Here is an 18,390-nt window from a genome sequence, read left to right as displayed (position 1 = left end):
ATATGGAGCGGGTGAAGGGAATCGAACCCTCGTCATCAGCTTGGAAGGCTGAGGTTTTACCATTAAACTACACCCGCGAAACGTATGAACTCTTAACGTTACTTTGATATAATAGCATATACGATGGAATTTGCAAACCCTTTTTTAAAAAACTTTTTAGGTTGCAGAATCCTATTCACAACGCAGATAATAGAAAAAAGGGGAGAAATGAAATATGAGTGAGCGAAAATCATATTTACGACTGATGGGTGAAGGGTTTCGAATGTTGAAACAATCGAAACAAACGAACACGACGGTGTCTCTCCGAAGTTGGACGTTTTCGATCCATCATGAACAAGAATGGCAGGTTGTGTTACGAACGAATCGAATCAAGTGGGTCGGATTACCAAGTATGACGTTTGAGATTCATCCGGATATGATTCAAATAGGAGATCTTCGAGTCACCCGTCACGCACAATCGAACGAAGTACGTTTGACAATCGATGAAGAATGGGGATTGGAAAATAAGGTTGTTTGTGACAACCTAGAATGGGAAACGTTCGTCGATGCGCTCAAACAAGTGAAGGGGGAGTAAGCGTGAGTGGAGAGAGGTTGTATCGGATGGAAGCCGAGGCTCGAGGGAGTGCTTGGCGTGCCCGGGTTCTAACAGGAATTCAACGATTTCGATTTTATAAAGGGGAATTGCTTGCACCGACAAACCGACCGTATGTCGTGCTGAGCATCTCGCAAGATGAAGGAGCCCTGCCAGATTTAATTGAGACCGATATGGGTATCCTCTTGATCCATGAGCGGGTGGGACCAATCTTTATGAATGTCTGTCCGTATGACGTTCAGCTCGTTCGTGTCGAGCTTCATACGAGTACCGGGAAAACCGATCGTTACTGTGCGCTGAACGTCCTCCGCCGCTTTGAAATCGAATACCTTGAACATTCGAACGAATATCGTCCGCTGAGTGCGGATCGACTCTATTTCCTATCCAATCAAACTGTCCGCATGAACTTATTTGGACATATGATCGCCCAAGACGTAAATAGCCAACGTCTATACGTGACCGAACGCTTGAAGTACGCGCTTCAAGCTAAAATGGTCACAGGGCTGGCATTCAAGCAAGTAAAGGAGAAAACAGCATGAAAGAGTACGAAATTGATGGGTGGTTCCGCCTGACGTATCCGGAACATTATGAATACAGCGAAGAGGAAGACTATGTGAGTTTTTACTCGACGGAAGCGGATGCGCAAGGGACGCTTCAAATCTCAATCTATGAATCAGAAGATTCGCAAGAACCAAAACAATCCGCTATGAGCGAATTGAATACGTTCTTAGGCGAATTCCCGATTGATGTGAAGATTGCTCCAAGTGTCACGACTGAAACGAGTGATATGACAACGGCCTACGCAAGTGGGATTGAAGATGGGATGCATTTAGATGTATGGTCCTTGACCGACGGGAAACGGCTCTTATTCTTAACTTACGTAGCCGATCAGGTGACCGATGAAAAGATGGAAATCGAGTCCATTATCGATTCGATTAAGTGGACATAAAAGGAGACACGACGCCAACGAGGCGCGTGTCTCCTTTTGTTACTGATATTTTGGTACATCGAAGTTGAGTGTGTAAGCATCAAGTGATTGATAGATATTATAGATGCTTGTCGTTTGTTTTGCGGCCCATCCGATATCCGTTGCATATTGGTGCGTTCCTGGTGAAGAAGGATTGAAGCGCATCTTATACAGCGTATTTTGTTTATATGTCGGGTGATTGATATAGCTAGCCCCAATCCAGTAAGCTCCTCCGATAATCGCTTCTTTAGGAGAGAACCACTTTTGTTGGAAGGCGTATTTGGCGCCGTTTCCAAGAGGGTTGCTATCTGTTGCTTGAATACCGTACATATTATAGACGGTTGCGGCAACAGGACGTTCCGGATAAATCCGATTCCCACTCGAGTTGATCAATGCATTCCCATCTTTATCGACAGGAACTCCTTTTGCGAGAAGGGATGTACCATGTCCAGTTTCAAGGATGGCATGCGAGAGAAGATACACTTCGTTCACACCATACATACTAGCCGCATCCACGAATGCCTGGCCTTGTCCGCTGAGCGTTCCTTTGGATGTGAGGACCTTGTTCAATGTTGTCGCAGTTGTCCCGGCGCTCTTCGATAAATCTAAGAATTGATAGAATGATCGAGAGTTTGCATCAATCTGGCTAGGATCGACGTATGGGAGAAGGTCATCAACTGATGCACGACGCCAAGTGTTATCAAAGACACGGATATTGTGTCCAGCCGGTCGTTTATACGAAATCGTATAGTAAGTGCCGGATTGACCTGTAATCGTAACGGTTTCACCAGTATTGATTTGACCGTACGCATGAGATGTTAAAATTGGACGGCTTAAAATGTTGGCGGTTCCGACGACTGAACTCGGTGTCACGTAACCGGTCATCGTGCCGTATTTTACTTTATACCAAACGGTTGACCCCGAAGTATAACGGTCAACGTATTGAATTGACGCACCATATGGAATGGTGACGAGCGAGGACGAGCTTGAAGAGGCTGTCATCTTCAAAGCGGTTCCTAACCCTGAGACAACAGTCATCTCAGATTTCACAATCTTTCCTGTCGATCCGTTGACACTTACCCAAGCACGAGGTAGGTAGGCTTCATCGTATCGATGTGCATCCGTTTGGGCGAATTGAGCCACTTGACGGTCTGCCATCTGACGAACTGTCATCGGATAACTCGTATACGAAACTTTTTTCGTGATGCCTGTCGCAGGTGGGGTCGTTGTGACAGGTACGACGTAATCGGTATGAATATAGTTGCCGCTATACGTCCCGCTCGTAAGAAGTGCCCATTTCGAACCGACAATCGGTTTGATGTTGACAATCGTTCCCGTACTTAACGTTCCGACTTTATTAGTCGTCGATGATGAATCAGGCGTAGAACGAACGTTGAGGGGCTCGTTCCCGTCTACATAGATGCGAACTTGGCGTTCTTCTTCATATTGTTCGTCTGACGGTGCTGTTTTCGAGAAGTAGTCCGCCGTCGCATAACCTGTGATCGGACCGTATTCGATTTTAAAGAATCGCTCCGTGAGACCAGGCTCCGACACTTGCTGAACTTTCGTACCGAACGGAATGATTGCAATCTTCACTTTTTCTGCATCCGAGCGGTTGTATAAAACGACGTCACGCGTTGTATAATAATCTGTTTTCACCACGACCTCTGGATCTTTCAATGAGAAGTGACTAGAACCCGCATATCCTGTTTTTCCGTCATAACGAATCTTGAACCAAGAGCTAGAAAGCCCACTTTGCGAAAGTTGTTCTACTTTTGCACCGAATGGAATCGTCGCAACCTTTGTCGCTCCGGCTGCAGACGAACTATACATCGCAACATTTCGAATCGCAAAGTATGGTGTGATCGTCACTTCTTCAGGTGCCTTCGTAGAAAAATGGCGAGCGGCAGCGAAGCCGGTGACTCCATCATATTCAATTTTGAACCAAGAGTCCGATAAGTTGGCATCCGATACTTGGACGACTTTTGTCCCTTCTTGAATCGTGCGAAGACGAGCCGCTCCAGAAGCGGATGACTCATATAACACGAGGTCTCGAACGGCATAATAGGTTGTCTTGACGACGGCTTCAGGTTTTGATGTCGAGAAGTTACGCGCGGCCGCATAGCCGACCGTGTCCCCGTATTGCACCTTATACCAAGATGAACTCAATCCGTTCACGTATACACGCTTCACTTCTGCTCCGAGTGGGATTGTTGCAATTTTTGATGCACCAGTTCCTGAACCGTTGTAGAGCGCGACATTCTTCACTGCGTAATATGTCGTGACCGCTTCTGGAGCAAGCGGAGTCGGTGTAAAGTTACGTGCCGGTGCATAACCGACGAGGGAACCGTATTCGATTTTGTACCAAGATCCCGTCGTTCCTAAAGATTCTAAGTATGTGACTTTCGCACCTTCTGGAATCGTAGCGATTTTCGATGCGCCAGTACCTGTCTTGTCATATAGAACGGCTGTCGTAGACGCGTAAAATGTAGGGCTCGTTTCGGTAAAGTATCGTGCCGCCACATATCCTGTATATGTACCAAATTGTACTTTATACCAAGATCCTGTAGCACCATGTGTTGAGACATGCGTTACGAGTGATCCTTTTGGAATGACCGTTTCGATGGAAGCAGACGTTGACATCGAAGAACGAAGATTAACGTTCATTTCAGCTACATATAATGAAGCAGATGAAGTAGACGCCGTTGTTATAGATGAGCCGATCGTCAAATACGTAGAAGAAACGTATCGTTTTTGACCTTCGAAGTTGATTTGTGCCCATTCATCGTTGACGGCGTATACGTCTACCATCGTTCCTTCTGTTAACTTGCCAACGATTGAAGACGATGTCGATGATTCAGACCGTACATTTAAAATGGGTGTGTTGACTGTTCCTTCGGATGTTGCTGCGTATGATTGGAGAGGCGCAAGGGTGCTCAGAATCGTACCTGAGACGATGGTGGCAACCCCCAATCGTGAGAGTGTCGATTTCAATATGTTACCCCTTTCGGATGAAAAAACGTGATTAAAAGTGATTGCGGTCTAAGTATAACGTACTTAAAAATTGGAAAGAAGAAGCAGAATTTCAAAAAAGGTAAATGCTTAAAATATTTTTTCTAAAATCAGGTAAATGAAAAATCCCCTTATAAAAGGGGATTGAGTAAATTAATGGATTCTATTTTGCTTCATCCAAGTAAGAATATCTGACCACACTTGTTCACGGTGCGCTTCGCGAAGAATTTCATGTCGGGCATTGTCGTATGTGACGACTGCGAGTTCGACATCCGCATTTCGATACTTCTTAATGATTCCGTTCAATCCTTCACCATCATGCGTGACAGGATCGTCCACTCCGGCAACGAACAGAACTGGAAGGGACTTCGGATGTTCATGAATCCGTGCGGCCGTGGTGACATCTAAGGAAGCACGTGTCACTTCATGTAAAAAACCGAGGGAAGGCAGACCGCCACAGTTTGGGTCGGCGAGATAGGAGTCGACTTCGTCTGGAACACTTGAGAGCCAGTCACTATCCGTTCGAGCAGGTAAAAACTTAAGGTTGTAACGTCCGAACAAGAGGCGTTCAAAGAAATGTGATTGATGGGTGGCACCTTTCCGTTTCATGACGGTAGCGATTAAACGATGTCCCACTTCACCTGCGACCCCAGGATGTGGGGGCGGGGCGACGACAATCAATCCAGCCAAGGCATGCCCCATGATTTGACCGAGTCGACGAGCAAGCAGGGAACCGAAACTGTGACCTAACACATAAGTAGGGCGCCCATCCTCGTAACGGTCGATTAGATATCGAGCATCCTCGACAAGTTGCTGAAAGCCATCGCCAGGAGCAAGGTGTCCATAAGACTGTTGATCATGAGCGCTTGTACCTGCACCACGCAAGTCACACACAAATACGTCATAGCCATTATCTGCCATAAACTGTGCAAACTCAATATATCTTTCGTGATGTTCGAGCATCCCATGAAACATGAATATTTTTCCAATCGATTGCTCTGCTTGAACGTGCATGACTTCTGTTTGATACCCGTCAGGATACGTCAACTGTGATACGATCATGTGTCATCCCCCTATTAGAAAAGGCCGATTGCTTTTCCAGATTCGTCAATTCCCATATTGAGAGCCGCTGGATGTTTCGGTAACCCTGGCATCGTTAACATGTTGCCAGTTAAGGCGACAAGGTATCCTGCTCCCACTGAAGGTTTTAATTCGCGAACGGTGATGGTGAATCCTTGTTGATAACCGAATTTTGAAGGGTCGTCTGAGAGGGAGAACGGTGTCTTCGCCATACAAATGGGAAGGTCCGACCAGCCGTTCGCCTGCACATCTTTCATTTGCTTTTGTGCTTTGGTGGTGAACACGACGTCTGCAGCACCGTATACTTCTCTCGCAATGGTTTTAATCTTTTGTTCAATTGAATCGGTCAACTCATATAGAGGCGTCAGTTTACTTTCGTTCGACTCGACGGCGTCAATGACTGCTTCGGCCAATTGTCGCCCCCCAAGCCCGCCGTTTGCCCACACTTCGCTGAGCGAAGCACGAATACCGTGTGCCGCACACCAATCAAGAACGGTTGCAAGTTCCTCTTCTGTATCTGAATTGAAACGGTTCAATGCGACGACCGTAGGCAGACCGAGTTTTTTCATCGTATCGATGTGTTTGGCGAGTAATTTTAATCCTTCGCCGACTGCACCGACATTCTCGATGTGAAGTTGATCTTTTGAAACGCCACCGTGCATTTTTAGAGCACGAACGGTTGCAACGAGTACGACCGCATCCGGATTCAAATCACCGACTCGAGATTTGATATGACAGAACTTTTCTGCCCCGAGGTCGGCACCGAACCCAGCTTCTGTCACCACATACTCCCCAAGCTTTAATGCAGTCTTCGTTGCGATCAATGAGTTGCATCCGTGCGCGATGTTTGCGAACGGTCCGCCGTGAACGAGTGCAGGCGTTTGTTCGAGCGTTTGGACGAGGTTCGGTTTAAAGGCTTCCTTCAACAGTAACGTCGCCGCCCCGGCCGCCCCGATTTGTTCTGCCGTGATTGGTTCTTTTTGATGGTCATAGGCGACTACGATTCGCTTGATGCGTTCTTCGAGGTCGTCCAATGAATCGGCCAGACAGAGAATCGCCATGATTTCCGAAGCGACGGTAATATCAAATCCGTCCTCACGAGGGACTCCGTGAGCAGGACCACCGAGACCGACCGTGACATGACGAAGTGCGCGGTCGTTTAAGTCAAGGACACGCTTCCAGACGATATGTCGGACATCGATCCCAAGGTCGTTTCCTTGATGCAAGTGATTGTCAATCATGGCACTGATCGTATTATGGGCCGATGTGATCGCATGCATATCACCTGTGAAGTGGAGGTTGATGTCTTCCATCGGGAGAACTTGACTGAAGCCACCACCAGCAGCGCCACCTTTTAGACCCATCGTCGGACCGAGTGAAGGTTCGCGCAGACAGACGATTGCTTGTTTATCCAACTGGTTCAACGCTTGTCCGAGACCAACTGTCACCGTCGATTTTCCTTCACCAGCTGGTGTCGGATTGATCGCTGTGACGAGAACGAGTTTTCCGTCTTCCTGCGTTTTCACGCGTTCGAGGACATCGTAAGAAAGTTTCGCTTTGTATTTTCCGTAAAGATCCAGGTCATCTTCGTGTAATCCGATTTTTGCTGCGATGTCTTTAATCGGCAAGGTTTTGGCTTGTTGGGCAATCGTAAGGTCAGATAATGGTTTCGTCGTTGTCATTCAAAAAGCCCCTCCGTTTGTCGAACGATATCTTTTTAATCTCTAAAAATCATTCGGGAATTTCGGACTAAAATATGAATCAAGGCAAAACATATTCAATCCGTTCGTAATATCATTGATTTTATCATAACTCATCACGCCTTCAAACTCATTCATTCCGTTCAATATTTTCCACCCTTTCCGTCAAATGTATCCGTTTTCATAAAAGGTCTGACACGATACATTGATAGTGGAGGCGATACACATGAATGAGACTACTAAACGGACGAAACGCAGAAGGAATTGGAAGAAACCTGCGAGTTTTATAGCATTTGTCGGACCTGCTTTTCTGGCATTTGTCGCAATCGTACTCATCCCATTTTTTAATGGCATTTACTATAGTTTCACTGACTGGAACGGTGTCACCGGAGAACTGAACTTTGTTGGATTGGATAACTATCATCGCTTGTTCTTTGAAGATGAGCAGTTCCGCGCTTCTTTTTGGATTACGACGAAATATACGCTTGTGTCTGTCCTATTGACGAATATCGTCGGTTTCTCATTGGCGCTATTATTGACGATGAACATTAAGACGCGAAACTTCCTACGCACGATTTTCTTCATGCCGAACTTGATCGGTGGCTTAATTCTCGGGTTCATCTGGCAGTTCATTTATGTAAAAGGATTTGCCTCGATCGGTGCGTTGACGGGGTGGAGCCTGTTCGAATTACCATGGCTCGGAGATGCGCAAACGGCATTTTGGGGAATCGTGATTGTCGCCATCTGGCAAGGTGGCGGGTATGTCATGGTCATCTACATCGCGGCGCTACAAAACGTGCCGACTGATTTGATGGAGGCGGCACGAATTGATGGGGCGAATCGTCTTAAGATGCTCCGCCATATCACGCTACCGATGATTATGCCATCGATTACCATCTGTTTGTTCCTGACCATCTCTTGGTCATTCAAAGTGTTTGATACGAACTTGTCGCTCACGAATGGTGGACCATTCAAATCGACCGAGATGTTAGCCTTAAATATTTATACGGAGTCTTTTGTGAATAACAATTATGGTCTCGGGTCAGCGAAGGCGGTCATCTTCTTCTTGGTCGTGGCTGCGATTACGGTGACGCAAGTGTACGTGACGAAAAAACGGGAGGTGGAAGCATGACGACGGAAAAATTGGAACATGTCGAGAGAAACGTAGAGAAGACACCGAAGCGCATCCCGCAGCGTCCACTTCGCCCGGGAACGTATTCTTGGAACCTTGGAATTATTGAGCTCGTCGCCATCTTGCTCGGACTACTCTATTTGGTCCCGTTCTATTACGTTGTCGCCAACTCGTTCAAATCGATGGCTGAAATCTTTACGAATACGTCCGCCTTACCGAACGAGTGGTTGACCTCAAACTATACAGAAGCATGGGAAGCGATGAATTATGGACGTGTCTTTTTGAACTCCCTTCTCATCACGGTCGGAGCGAATGCGGTCATTGTCATCTTCACCTCGATGGCGGCATGGAAACTCGTTCGGACGAAACATTGGGTTTCCACAATGATCTTTTTCTTGTTCGTGGCAGCGATGGTCATTCCGTTCCAGTCCATCATGATTCCGCTCGTGAAAGTTTCGAGTATCCTCGGTCTGTTGAATAGTCATTGGGGCCTGATCGTCATGTATCTAGGGTTTGGGTCTGGTATCTCAGTGTTCCTCTATCACGGATTCATGAAGTCGATTCCTGAGGAGATTGAAGAAGCCGCCATCATCGACGGTTGCTCGACATGGGGTGTCTTCTGGCGCATCGTCTTTCCACTTCTCAAGCCGATCACGGTGACAATCGTCATCTTGAACAGCCTATGGATTTGGAATGACTTCTTATTACCATCGCTTGTTCTTCGTGATGTCGAGTTACGGACCATCCCGCTCGCGACATTCTATTTCTTTGGACAGTACACGAAACAATGGGATTTGGCATTAGCAGGTTTAGTGTTAGGAATCGTTCCCCTTCTGGTCTTTTTCTTCGGCATGCAAAAGCATATCATCAAAGGGATCACAAGTGGTTCGATTAAATAACCCTCCCAAGGGAATCCTCCGTTCGCTACACGGAGGATTATTTTTTTTTGAAAAAAATCGTTGACATTAATCTGAATATTTATAATAATGAACTCAATTCAATTGTGAACGACGTCGAAAGGACGAGTACACGAAGGTAGTGAGCCAAGCGATCCGGGGGTGGTGTGAGCCCGGTCTTAACCCTTCGTCGAAAAACTTCCTGGAGTCGCTACCCGAACGCTTTGCCAGTAGACGTAGCCGGACCGCTCCCCGTTATCGGAGTTACGAGATGATTGTCTCGAAAAAGTGAGTAGATTCGTCTACTAATTTGGGTGGCACCGCGGAACCGAAGTCTTCCGTCCCATGTTCGATGGGAATGGAGGGCTTTTTTTCATGGCTTCATTTTCAAATATTCCACAATTGGAGGAAACGGAAAATGACAACAGCAACAAGCACGATGAAAGAAAGACAGCAGACGATTGCAGCAGTAAAGGCACTCTTTGAGGAGAAAGTCTCACGTGAACTCGGACTGATTCAAGTACAAGCACCGCTATTCGTCGAGTCGGCGAGTGGGGTCAACGATCACTTAAACGGCGTGGAGCGTATCATTCAGTTTGATACGATGTATCCGGGACATGAACTTGAAATCGTTCAGTCACTCGCGAAATGGAAACGTGAAGCGCTCGGTCGTTACGGATTCGGTGTCGGTGAAGGATTGTACACTCAGATGCGTGCCATTCGACGCGACGAAGAACTCGACGCGACACATTCTTTATTCGTCGACCAGTGGGACTGGGAACGAGTGATTGCTCGAGAAGAACGGACGATGGAATATTTGAAAGCAACGGTGGAGTCGATTTACGCTGCGCTCCGTGAAACAGAAGCAGAAGTAGAGAAAGCGTACGGTGTTGAAGCGATTCTTCCGGAAATGATTCATTTCATCACAAGTCAGGAGTTGGAGGATACGTATCCGACCATGACGCCGAAAGAACGTGAAACGGCTATCTGTAAAGAGTACGGTGCGGTCTTCATCTCACAGATCGGAGATCTTCTCGCTTCAGGTATGAAACACGATGGACGAGCGGCAGACTATGATGATTGGTCGCTCAACGGAGACATTCTCGTGTGGCACCCTGAGCTCGAGTCAGCATTTGAACTGTCATCGATGGGCATTCGTGTCGACGAAGTGGCACTTGATGCGCAACTGAAGAAAGCAGATGCGGAAGAGAAGCGCGCGTATCCATTCCATCAAGGCGTGCTCGAAGGAACGCTTCCTCTTACAATCGGGGGCGGAATCGGCCAATCACGTGTCGCGATGTATCTGTTGCGCGCACGTCATATCGGGGAAGTGCAAACATCGGTCTGGCCGCAAGAAGTCATTCAGTCGTGCCAAGAAGCTGGCATCAGCTTGTTGTAATATAATAAGAAGAAACACGGAACAGGACTCGAAAAAAGAGTCCTGTTTTTCTGTGCAACATTTTCCACCCTATCCGTCAATTTTGACACCTACATTGTGGAAGCGTTTTCATTTAAAGTTGAGTTTGTAAAGATGGATAAGGTTAAGGGAGGAAATGAGATGAAACGGAAGTGGAAATTGTCTACAGCGGTCATGACGGCTGGAATGGTCTTATCACTCGCGGCTTGCGGCGGCGGATCACTCACGGACGAAGGTTCTTCTGAAGGGAATGCAGATAGTGGCGACAAAAAAGACGTCACGTTAAACGTCTTCCAATTCAAAGCAGAGATTGCGAAAGACCTTGAAGCGATGGCAAAAGAGTATGAAGAGGAGACGGGTGTGAAAGTGACGGTTCAAACCGTCGGTGGTGGAGCAGACTACGGTGCGGCCCTCAAATCACAATTCGCCTCAGGAAATGAACCGGATATCTTCAACAACGGTGGATTCACGGAAGCACAAACATGGAAAGATAAACTCGAGGACCTCTCAAGCGAGAAGTGGGTCGGAGATTTGACAGAGGTCGCGAAAGAGCCGATGACGATGGACGGTAAACTGTACGGAATGCCAATGAACCTCGAAGGTTACGGATTCATCTATAATAAAGAACTTTTTGAAAAAGCGGGAATCAAAGAGTTACCGAAAACACTCTCTGAACTGACGGATGCTGCTGAGAAACTTGAGCAAGCGGGAATCACACCGTTCTCTGTCGGTTATGCAGAGTTCTGGATTTTAGGGATTCACTTGTTGAACATTCCAATGGCGCAACAAGACGACCCGGATGCATTTATTCAAGCGCTCAATGAGAATAAAGCGAAGTTTGAAGACAATGAACAGTTCCAAGAGTTTTTGAAATTGTTTGATTTGACGATTAAATACGGAAACAAAAACCCGTTGACGACGGACTACAATACTCAAGTCACACAGTTCGCCCAAGGAGAGACGGCAATGCTCCAACAAGGGAACTGGGCACAACAAATGATCCTCGACGTAAATCCAGATATGGAGATGGGCTTCGTCCCGATCCCGATCAATGACGATGCGGAGAAGATGGACCGTCTTCCAGTCGGCGTCCCGAACAACTGGGTCGTCAACAAAAACTCGAAGTATAAAGAAGAAGCGAAAGACTTCTTAGAGTGGATGGTGACGTCGGATACAGGGAAAGACTACATGGTCAACAAGTTCAAGTTCATCCCTGCCTTCAAGTCGATTGAAGCTAACGACCTTGGACCACTCGCAGACGATATCTTGGCGTATTCGAATGAAGGGAAGACCCTCTCTTGGAACTGGTTCAAGTATCCGGATGGTGCAGTGAATGAATATGGTGCCCTCATGCAGGCATATGTCGGTGGACAAAAAACAGGTGAAGAGATGCTCCAAGACTTCACGAAAGTATGGCAAGACAAAGTGAAATAAGCATGGCACAGACGGTGAAACGACCCCTTCACCGTCTGTGTTTTTTATGTCGAGAATTCTTCTTCGATTTGACAGATGACACTTGTCAAATGGACGCGACTCGCACAAAATAAAAGACAGTTGAAGTGGTGCTCGGAACCTTCCGACGCCACTATTTTTTGGGGAGATGGAACGAATGAGAAAAAATGTGACGGTTGCCCTCTTACTGGCAACCTTTTTAGCGGCGATTGAAGGGACAGTCGTATCGGTTGCGACACCGGTCATCGCAAGTGAGTTGAACGGAGCGACGCTCGTCAGCTGGGTATTTGCTGCCTTCTTACTCTTTACGGCGGTTTCGACACCGATTTATGGAAAAGTGGCAGACTTATTCGGGCGAAAGCGCGTTCTATTGTTTGGAATCGGGTTGTTCACCGTGTCTTCATTGTTATGTGGGTTAGCGACATCGATGGAAAAACTCATTGTCTTTCGAGCGCTGCAAGGTCTCGGGGCCGGAGCCGTGCTTCCGATTTCGATGACGATTATTGGAGATTTATATAAATACGAAGAGCGTGGGAAAATTCAAGGCATTCTAAGTGCGGTCTGGGGTGTATCAGGTGTGCTCGGTCCCGTTATCGGTGGATTTTTGGTCGAAACGTTGTCTTGGCGTTACGTCTTCTTACTAAACGTGCCATTTGCGTTACTCTCGTTTATCATGATTATCGTCTTTTACAAAGAAACCGTCGCTGAAACGAGCGAACGGATTGATTTGAAAGGTGCTCTTTTGTTCGCTGGAGGAACGACCGCGTTTTTATACGCCTTGATCACGTTCAGTGAAACGAATGAATGGACGACGACCATCGTTGGAAGTGGCGTACTTAGTCTTGTTTTGTTAGGGGGATTCTTCCTATCGGAAAGAAGAGCAACCTCTCCGTTATTGCCGTTTGACTTGCTCAAGCAACCAACGATTGCGGCCATCAACGGCTCTGTCTTTTTTGCAGCTTGGGTGCTCGTTTCAATGTCAGCTTATATCCCAATTTGGGCGCAAGCAGTATTAGGAAAAACAGCAACCGAGGCTGGATTCATGTTGATGCCGTTGTCTGTTGCATGGACATTCACATCGATTATCGGAGGACGGACGCTCGGTGTGGCATCCCCGAAACGTCGCGCGTTGGTTGGTATGGGGTTACTCGTCATCGGAACGTTCACGTTGACACTCTTATCCCAATCAAGCTCGGATTTCTGGGTATATGGTGCGGTGGCTTTGATTGGGGTAGGATTCGGATTGTCACAGCCGATGTTTATCGTCGTCTTGCAAACCGTCGTTTCCTATCAGCAACGAGGAACGGCGACCGCGACCAACTCCTTCTTAAGTACGGTCGGTCAAACGCTCGGTGTAGCAGTGTTTGGAGCTGTCTTTAACTTCGTAGTGCTCAACGACTTTAAAGAAAGTAGTGCGTTATCCCAAGTGTCTTTGGAAGACTTCTTCAATCAAAGTGTGACGGAGACATTAAGCGCCTCTGTCCGTCTGCAAGGTGAACAAATCATCGCGACCGGGTTGAATGGGATCTTCATCGGGGCGATGATTGCGGCCGTGATTGCATTCATCATCGCAACCCGTTTGCCGGCCCGCCCACCGGAACCTTCACAGCGTTCGTAAAACAAGGGTATGATGAAGGAAAGGGAGGCGAACCGACATGAAACGTCAAATTGGGATTGTGACACTATTGTTTCTTATGGGATGTACGCCAGAACCGACGAACGAAGGTACGGAGCCACCACCTGCTGAAGAATCGACTCGTGATGAGTCGGCAACATCTGAAGAATCGAATACCACTAAAGAGACGGAACTGAACATCGGGGAAGTGACCGCCGTCGCTGAGAATCTAGAGATCCCGTGGTCACTCGCTCGAAGTGCGGATAAATGGTTCGTATCGGAACGTGGTGGGACCATCACGGTAATCGATGATTCCGGTAGCGCGACGCAATCTGACGTGAACTTGGACGAAGACGTATTTGAGATTGGTGAAGGAGGATTCCTCGGCATCGCGCTGAGCGACGATTTTGAATCGAGTGGCATCCTTTACGCATATCATACGTACGGTTCATCGGGAAGAGACGTCAAGAACCGGGTGGTAGAGTTGACGTGGGATGGAGAACGCTTCGAGGAAACTGGTGTCTTGATTGACGAGATACCAGGGGCACGTTTCCATAACGGTGGACGTCTATTAGTCGATGGAGCGTATCTTTGGGTGACGACGGGCGATGCGCTCGTGCCAGAACTTGCTCAAAATGAGTCATCTTTGGCGGGGAAGATTTTACGAATTCCATTATCGGGTGAAGGCGAACCGACCGACTGGATTTATTCGCTTGGTCATCGAAACCCTCAAGGACTCAGTCGGATGGATGATACGCTTTATGCGAGTGAGCATGGGGCGAGTGGACATGACGAGGTCAACGTGATAGAAGAAGGAAACAATTATGGATGGCCACTCATTGAGGCAAACGAGGAACGAGAAGGTCTCATCACGCCATGGTTTGAAGTTGGTGAGACGTCTTGGGCACCATCTGGAATTGCGACCGATGAACGGTACGTATACATGGCGACCCTTCGGAATGAGCGGCTCGTGGCCATCGATCGTGAAACGAAGCAAGTCACGACAATTGTCGAAGGGGTAGGACGGATTCGGGATGTGTGGTTGGACGACGATACGTTGTATTTTATTTCGAACAATACGGACGGACGAGGCAATCCACTATCACAAGACGACAAACTCTATCAAGTGACCATCCGCTAGAAACTGACGAATCCGTCAGTTTCTATTTTTTTCGTTGTTTTGTTACTTCTAATTATATTTTGCGTTTTATTAAAGTATTATTTTGCATGAAAAAGCTATCTCCCTCTGTGCTAGGGAGATAGCTTTTCTAATTATTTGATACCGATAACTAGGCTGTCACGTGCAGCTTCGACCACTTCTGTTGTAATTGAAGTAAGCTGATTAATTTCTAGAATTCTTTCAATTTGTGAAAATAACCTTTGAATCAGTCGAAAATTCCCGTTAGTAATTTTGATTATACTGGCCAAAGCTTCATAATCTGAGAAGTCCTCCAGCTTTATAGGTAAGCCGAGTTCTTGCCATTTATAGGTCAGCAAATGGTGCGTTTCATCTTTACTTAATCGGTCAAATTCATGAGCAAATCCAATCCTGGAGTACAGTTGAGGATAACGGGACAACCGTTTTCGATGCCCGGCATGCCAATAAATATGATCGCTATGTCGTTTTGATCGTAAATATTCCGAAGTTGTTCTAAATTTTGCAGTTTTAAACGATCAATTTCATCTATTATGAGCAAGTCAATGCCCTCGAAAGAATTGACCGTAAATTGCGGCTCTTCTTCAGTAACCATAGATTGATAGATAGACTTCACCATATTTAGTTTGCTGTCTATTAAACCAATCTCGCTTGTCATTCTGGAAGCACTGACTGCAGGGGCAGTATAAAAAAGTGTATGGCAGTAGTTTTATATGGGTTATAGAAGTAAGTAATAATAGAGTAGTAGTAATTTTGAATAGAATTTTAAAAAACCAGTAACCTTAAAAAAGAAACTGGTTTTTAGAAATATAAACTCTTTTATAAAAGCTTCCAATAATCTCTCATATGTTAACTAAAAAAGAAATATTGTAAAAATGGTATTTACCCCTTGAACCTTACGTAAGGTAATGTCTTATAGTGAAACTAGCTTACTTTTGTAAAAGGAGGAATTATTGTGGAAAATACCATTGTTAAGGCATTGATCTACGAAGAGCAGATACGTTTATATTTTATTGATAATACCCAGCTGCTTCGAGACATCTTTGCCTTAAACCAGGAACTTCCTGAATCTCTTAAACTCATGTTGGGTAAAACGGTATCAGCGATGAGCATACTCTCTGGCACGCTCAAAGGGAACCAGCGCATGAGCATCCAGGTAACGTTGAGTAACCCTCACCATAAGATTTTTGCGGAAGCCGAAGCGAATGGAAATGTCAGAGGATACTTGAACGATGAACTTTTGAGATCTTCTGATACAGAAGAAAAGTCGATGCAAGATTTGATTGGACCTTCTGGGATGATCCGTGTCATAAAGGGTTCTGAGATGAATCAATTCACCAGCATTACCGATATGCCAAATCAACATATCACGGATGATATCGCCAACTATTTTGTGCAGAGTGATCAGACGCCGACCTATCTTTATTCCGACATTCAGTTGGATAATGAAGCTTCCCTTCTTTCCAGTCATGCACTGTATGCACAACTTCTTCCCGGTGCACCACCACAATTGCTTTCAGAAGTGAAAATGATTGTAAAATCCAATCCAGATATTTCCAGTAAACTAAACGCTGAAGAAGCGAGTGACAGCGAAGAAGCGTTAACCCAGTTGTTTGAGGATGCAAAAATTATCGGCCATAGCTCCAGTCAATTTTTCTGCGGATGCAGCAAAGAAATGTTTTATGGCATGCTTTATTCCTTGAGTGAAGAGGAGATCAAACGGAGCATTGAACGAAAGGAAGACATTGAAGCTTTTTGCCATATTTGCGGGAAAACCTATACGTTTGATCAAAAGGAGATGCAGCAACTCTTCTAACTTCGAATTTCTCGTTTTTAGTTGGTGAATAGAAATGTTGTTAAATGGAGGCTAAGCGAATGAAGGAACATTGGAAAGTCGGAGAAGTTGCAGAATTGGCGGGTTTAACCATTCGAACTTTACGCTATTACGATCAAATCTGTTTATTTTCACCTTCTCAGTATACGGAGTCAGGGCATCGGCTTTACACGAAAGCAGATTTGGAACGTCTTCAGCCAATTTTGTCCTTAAAGCAGATGGGAATGTCATTAGAAGAAATACAACTTCTGTTGTCTAATCCAGAGGAACAAACCGTTGCGGAGATTTTGCAAACCCAAATTTCTCGAGTCAAAAAAGAGATAGAGGTTCAGCAAAAACTAGTAGCCGAGTTGGAAAATGCGTTATCCGCTGCACACAGCAATCGGACCCTCTCGATTTCAGAACTTACTAAATTAATGGAGGCGCTGAAAATGAATAAGGAAAAATACTTTTCGAAGCAGCAATTGGATACCATGGAAAGCCGATATGAAAATGCCGACAAACAACTTTTAAAGCAGGCAGAGCAAGAATTTAACGGTCTTATCAAGGAAATTCGTTTGGAAAAAGAAAAGGGCGCTTCTCCTTCCGATAAAAAAGTCCAAGATTTAGCGAAAAAATGGAATGACATCGTGAATGCCTTTTCCGAAGACGATAGGACTTTCCGCAAGCAAGCCGAACATTTCCACGCCGAAAACCCAGGGAACGAACTGCAATATGAAATAGATGGCGAGCTATACCAATTCATCAATAAAGCATTGAATCCTAAGTAATGTTAGAGAAAAAAGGAAGAGGAAAAGCTGGTTATAAAGCTTCTCCTCTTCCTTTTTTTTGTTGGTTTTTAGAGAACTGCTGATAATCTCGTGATATGTAAACTACTCTTTATAGGTCGCCTTATCCTTAGATTACAAACTCAAAACTGAAATAGGTCTCAAATACAGATGTGGTATAAATTATTAATCTATTAGTATCTTGTGGAAGCGTTCTTTGACTTGTGGCCAATCCTCTTTTGTCACACTGTACATGACGGTATGTCGAATTGTTCCTTCTTTGCGAATCATGTGGTTCCTTAAAATCCCTTCTTTAATGGCTCCTATTCTTTCAATGGCGCGTTGTGAACGGATGTTTTCATGACCTGTCTTGATTTGAACGCGATTCAATCCCAGTTCTTCAAAACAATACGTCAACAGTAAAAACTTGCAATTGGTGTTGATGTTCGTTCGCCAACTTTTGGGATTTAGCCAAGTTGAACCAATCTCTAATCTTTTGTGTGGCATGGAAATGTCGAGAAAACAGGTGGCCCCAATGATCTTCTTTGTCTCGATATCTACAATCACAAAAGCAAACTCTGTTCCAGCTGCTCTCTTTTTTTGAGCGTCTTGTACATATTGTTCAACGTTCCTTTTGTCCGTCAAATCCACCGACATATGTTCCCAAATTTCATGGTTATTCGCTGCCTCCCATATTCCTTCTATATGACTGATTTCCATCGGCACTAGCTTGACAACTTCATTCTCTAAGGTTTTCATTTCCCTCACTC

General features: G+C 45.7%; 15 protein-coding genes, 1 tRNA gene, 1 pseudogene and 1 other annotated feature. Of the genes and pseudogenes, 11 read left to right on the top strand and 6 right to left on the bottom strand.

What is annotated here, in order from left to right:
* Positions 1-3: 3 nt before the first annotated feature.
* A tRNA-Gly gene (locus tag KNO61_RS15190) sits at positions 4-77 on the bottom strand.
* A 137-nt stretch (positions 78-214) separates the two neighbouring features.
* On the opposite strand from KNO61_RS15190, the gene KNO61_RS15185 reads away from it, so the two are divergent.
* From KNO61_RS15185 to KNO61_RS15175, 3 genes are read left to right on the top strand one after another with little or no spacing between them, the layout of a single operon-like run.
* Entirely contained in the window at positions 215-574 is a 360-nt protein-coding gene (locus KNO61_RS15185; RefSeq protein ID WP_031421018.1) for a hypothetical protein, read from the top strand.
* 2 nt (positions 575-576) lie between these two features.
* Positions 577-1,131, top strand: a complete 555-nt coding sequence (locus KNO61_RS15180) for a hypothetical protein (RefSeq protein WP_148209495.1) — start codon at positions 577-579, stop codon at positions 1,129-1,131.
* Entirely contained in the window at positions 1,128-1,541 is a 414-nt protein-coding gene (locus KNO61_RS15175) for a DUF3805 domain-containing protein (RefSeq protein WP_214689132.1), read from the top strand. Before KNO61_RS15180 ends, KNO61_RS15175 begins: the two co-directional genes overlap by 4 nt.
* Positions 1,542-1,580: 39 nt before the next feature.
* On the opposite strand, the gene KNO61_RS15170 is transcribed toward KNO61_RS15175, so the two are convergent.
* From KNO61_RS15170 to KNO61_RS15160, 3 genes are all read right to left on the bottom strand, one after another.
* A complete protein-coding gene (locus tag KNO61_RS15170) occupies positions 1,581-4,553 on the bottom strand; it encodes an SH3 domain-containing protein (protein WP_214873772.1) in 2,973 nt (990 codons plus the stop codon).
* 171 nt (positions 4,554-4,724) lie between these two features.
* Entirely contained in the window at positions 4,725-5,633 is a 909-nt protein-coding gene (locus KNO61_RS15165) for an alpha/beta fold hydrolase (RefSeq protein WP_078146319.1), read from the bottom strand.
* Between the two features lie 14 nt (positions 5,634-5,647).
* Positions 5,648-7,333, bottom strand: coding sequence for a formate--tetrahydrofolate ligase (locus KNO61_RS15160; RefSeq protein WP_214873770.1), 1,686 nt, complete (start codon positions 7,331-7,333; stop codon positions 5,648-5,650).
* 244 nt (positions 7,334-7,577) lie between these two features.
* On the opposite strand from KNO61_RS15160, the gene KNO61_RS15155 reads away from it, so the two are divergent.
* From KNO61_RS15155 to KNO61_RS15130, 6 genes are all read left to right on the top strand, one after another.
* A complete protein-coding gene (locus tag KNO61_RS15155; protein ID WP_015880804.1) occupies positions 7,578-8,483 on the top strand; it encodes a carbohydrate ABC transporter permease in 906 nt (301 codons plus the stop codon).
* Entirely contained in the window at positions 8,480-9,382 is a 903-nt protein-coding gene (locus KNO61_RS15150) for a carbohydrate ABC transporter permease (RefSeq protein WP_078146321.1), read from the top strand. Before KNO61_RS15155 ends, KNO61_RS15150 begins: the two co-directional genes overlap by 4 nt.
* A gap of 105 nt (positions 9,383-9,487) precedes the next feature.
* Positions 9,488-9,728 (top strand) — a binding site (T-box leader).
* A gap of 69 nt (positions 9,729-9,797) precedes the next feature.
* The gene (gene asnA / locus KNO61_RS15145; protein WP_214689142.1) at positions 9,798-10,778 is read left to right on the top strand and encodes an aspartate--ammonia ligase; all 981 of its coding nucleotides are present in this window, start codon (positions 9,798-9,800) and stop codon (positions 10,776-10,778) included.
* 159 nt (positions 10,779-10,937) lie between these two features.
* Complete coding sequence (locus KNO61_RS15140) at positions 10,938-12,230, top strand: ABC transporter substrate-binding protein (RefSeq protein ID WP_214818485.1); 1,293 nt, start codon at positions 10,938-10,940, stop codon at positions 12,228-12,230.
* Positions 12,231-12,405: 175 nt separating this feature from the next.
* The gene (locus KNO61_RS15135) at positions 12,406-13,866 is read left to right on the top strand and encodes an MDR family MFS transporter (protein ID WP_214873768.1); all 1,461 of its coding nucleotides are present in this window, start codon (positions 12,406-12,408) and stop codon (positions 13,864-13,866) included.
* Positions 13,867-13,903: 37 nt separating this feature from the next.
* Positions 13,904-15,004 (top strand): PQQ-dependent sugar dehydrogenase, encoded by a 1,101-nt coding sequence (locus KNO61_RS15130; protein WP_214873765.1) that lies wholly within the window; start codon positions 13,904-13,906, stop codon positions 15,002-15,004.
* A gap of 131 nt (positions 15,005-15,135) precedes the next feature.
* Here the strand turns inward: KNO61_RS15130 and KNO61_RS17520 are convergent.
* Positions 15,136-15,575, bottom strand: a pseudogene (locus KNO61_RS17520) (AAA family ATPase); the annotation flags it as partial.
* Between the two features lie 399 nt (positions 15,576-15,974).
* Between KNO61_RS17520 and KNO61_RS15120 the strand changes: the two are divergent.
* Positions 15,975-16,835, top strand: coding sequence for an Hsp33 family molecular chaperone HslO (locus KNO61_RS15120; protein ID WP_214873763.1), 861 nt, complete (start codon positions 15,975-15,977; stop codon positions 16,833-16,835).
* A gap of 59 nt (positions 16,836-16,894) precedes the next feature.
* Positions 16,895-17,623 carry a MerR family transcriptional regulator gene (locus KNO61_RS15115; RefSeq protein WP_168169832.1) on the top strand — a complete coding sequence of 243 codons (729 nt, stop codon included), beginning with the start codon at positions 16,895-16,897 and terminating at the stop codon, positions 17,621-17,623.
* Positions 17,624-17,806: 183 nt separating this feature from the next.
* On the opposite strand, the gene KNO61_RS15110 is transcribed toward KNO61_RS15115, so the two are convergent.
* Positions 17,807-18,379 carry a GNAT family N-acetyltransferase gene (locus KNO61_RS15110; RefSeq protein WP_078146328.1) on the bottom strand — a complete coding sequence of 191 codons (573 nt, stop codon included), beginning with the start codon at positions 18,377-18,379 and terminating at the stop codon, positions 17,807-17,809.
* Positions 18,380-18,390 lie beyond the last annotated feature (11 nt).

The sequence above is a fragment of the Exiguobacterium sp. s140 genome (genome assembly GCF_018617035.1).
GTDB lineage: Bacteria > Bacillota > Bacilli > Exiguobacteriales > Exiguobacteriaceae > Exiguobacterium > Exiguobacterium profundum.
Note: the sequence above shows the minus strand (reverse complement) of the source record. Positions and strands in the feature narration are given on the sequence as shown.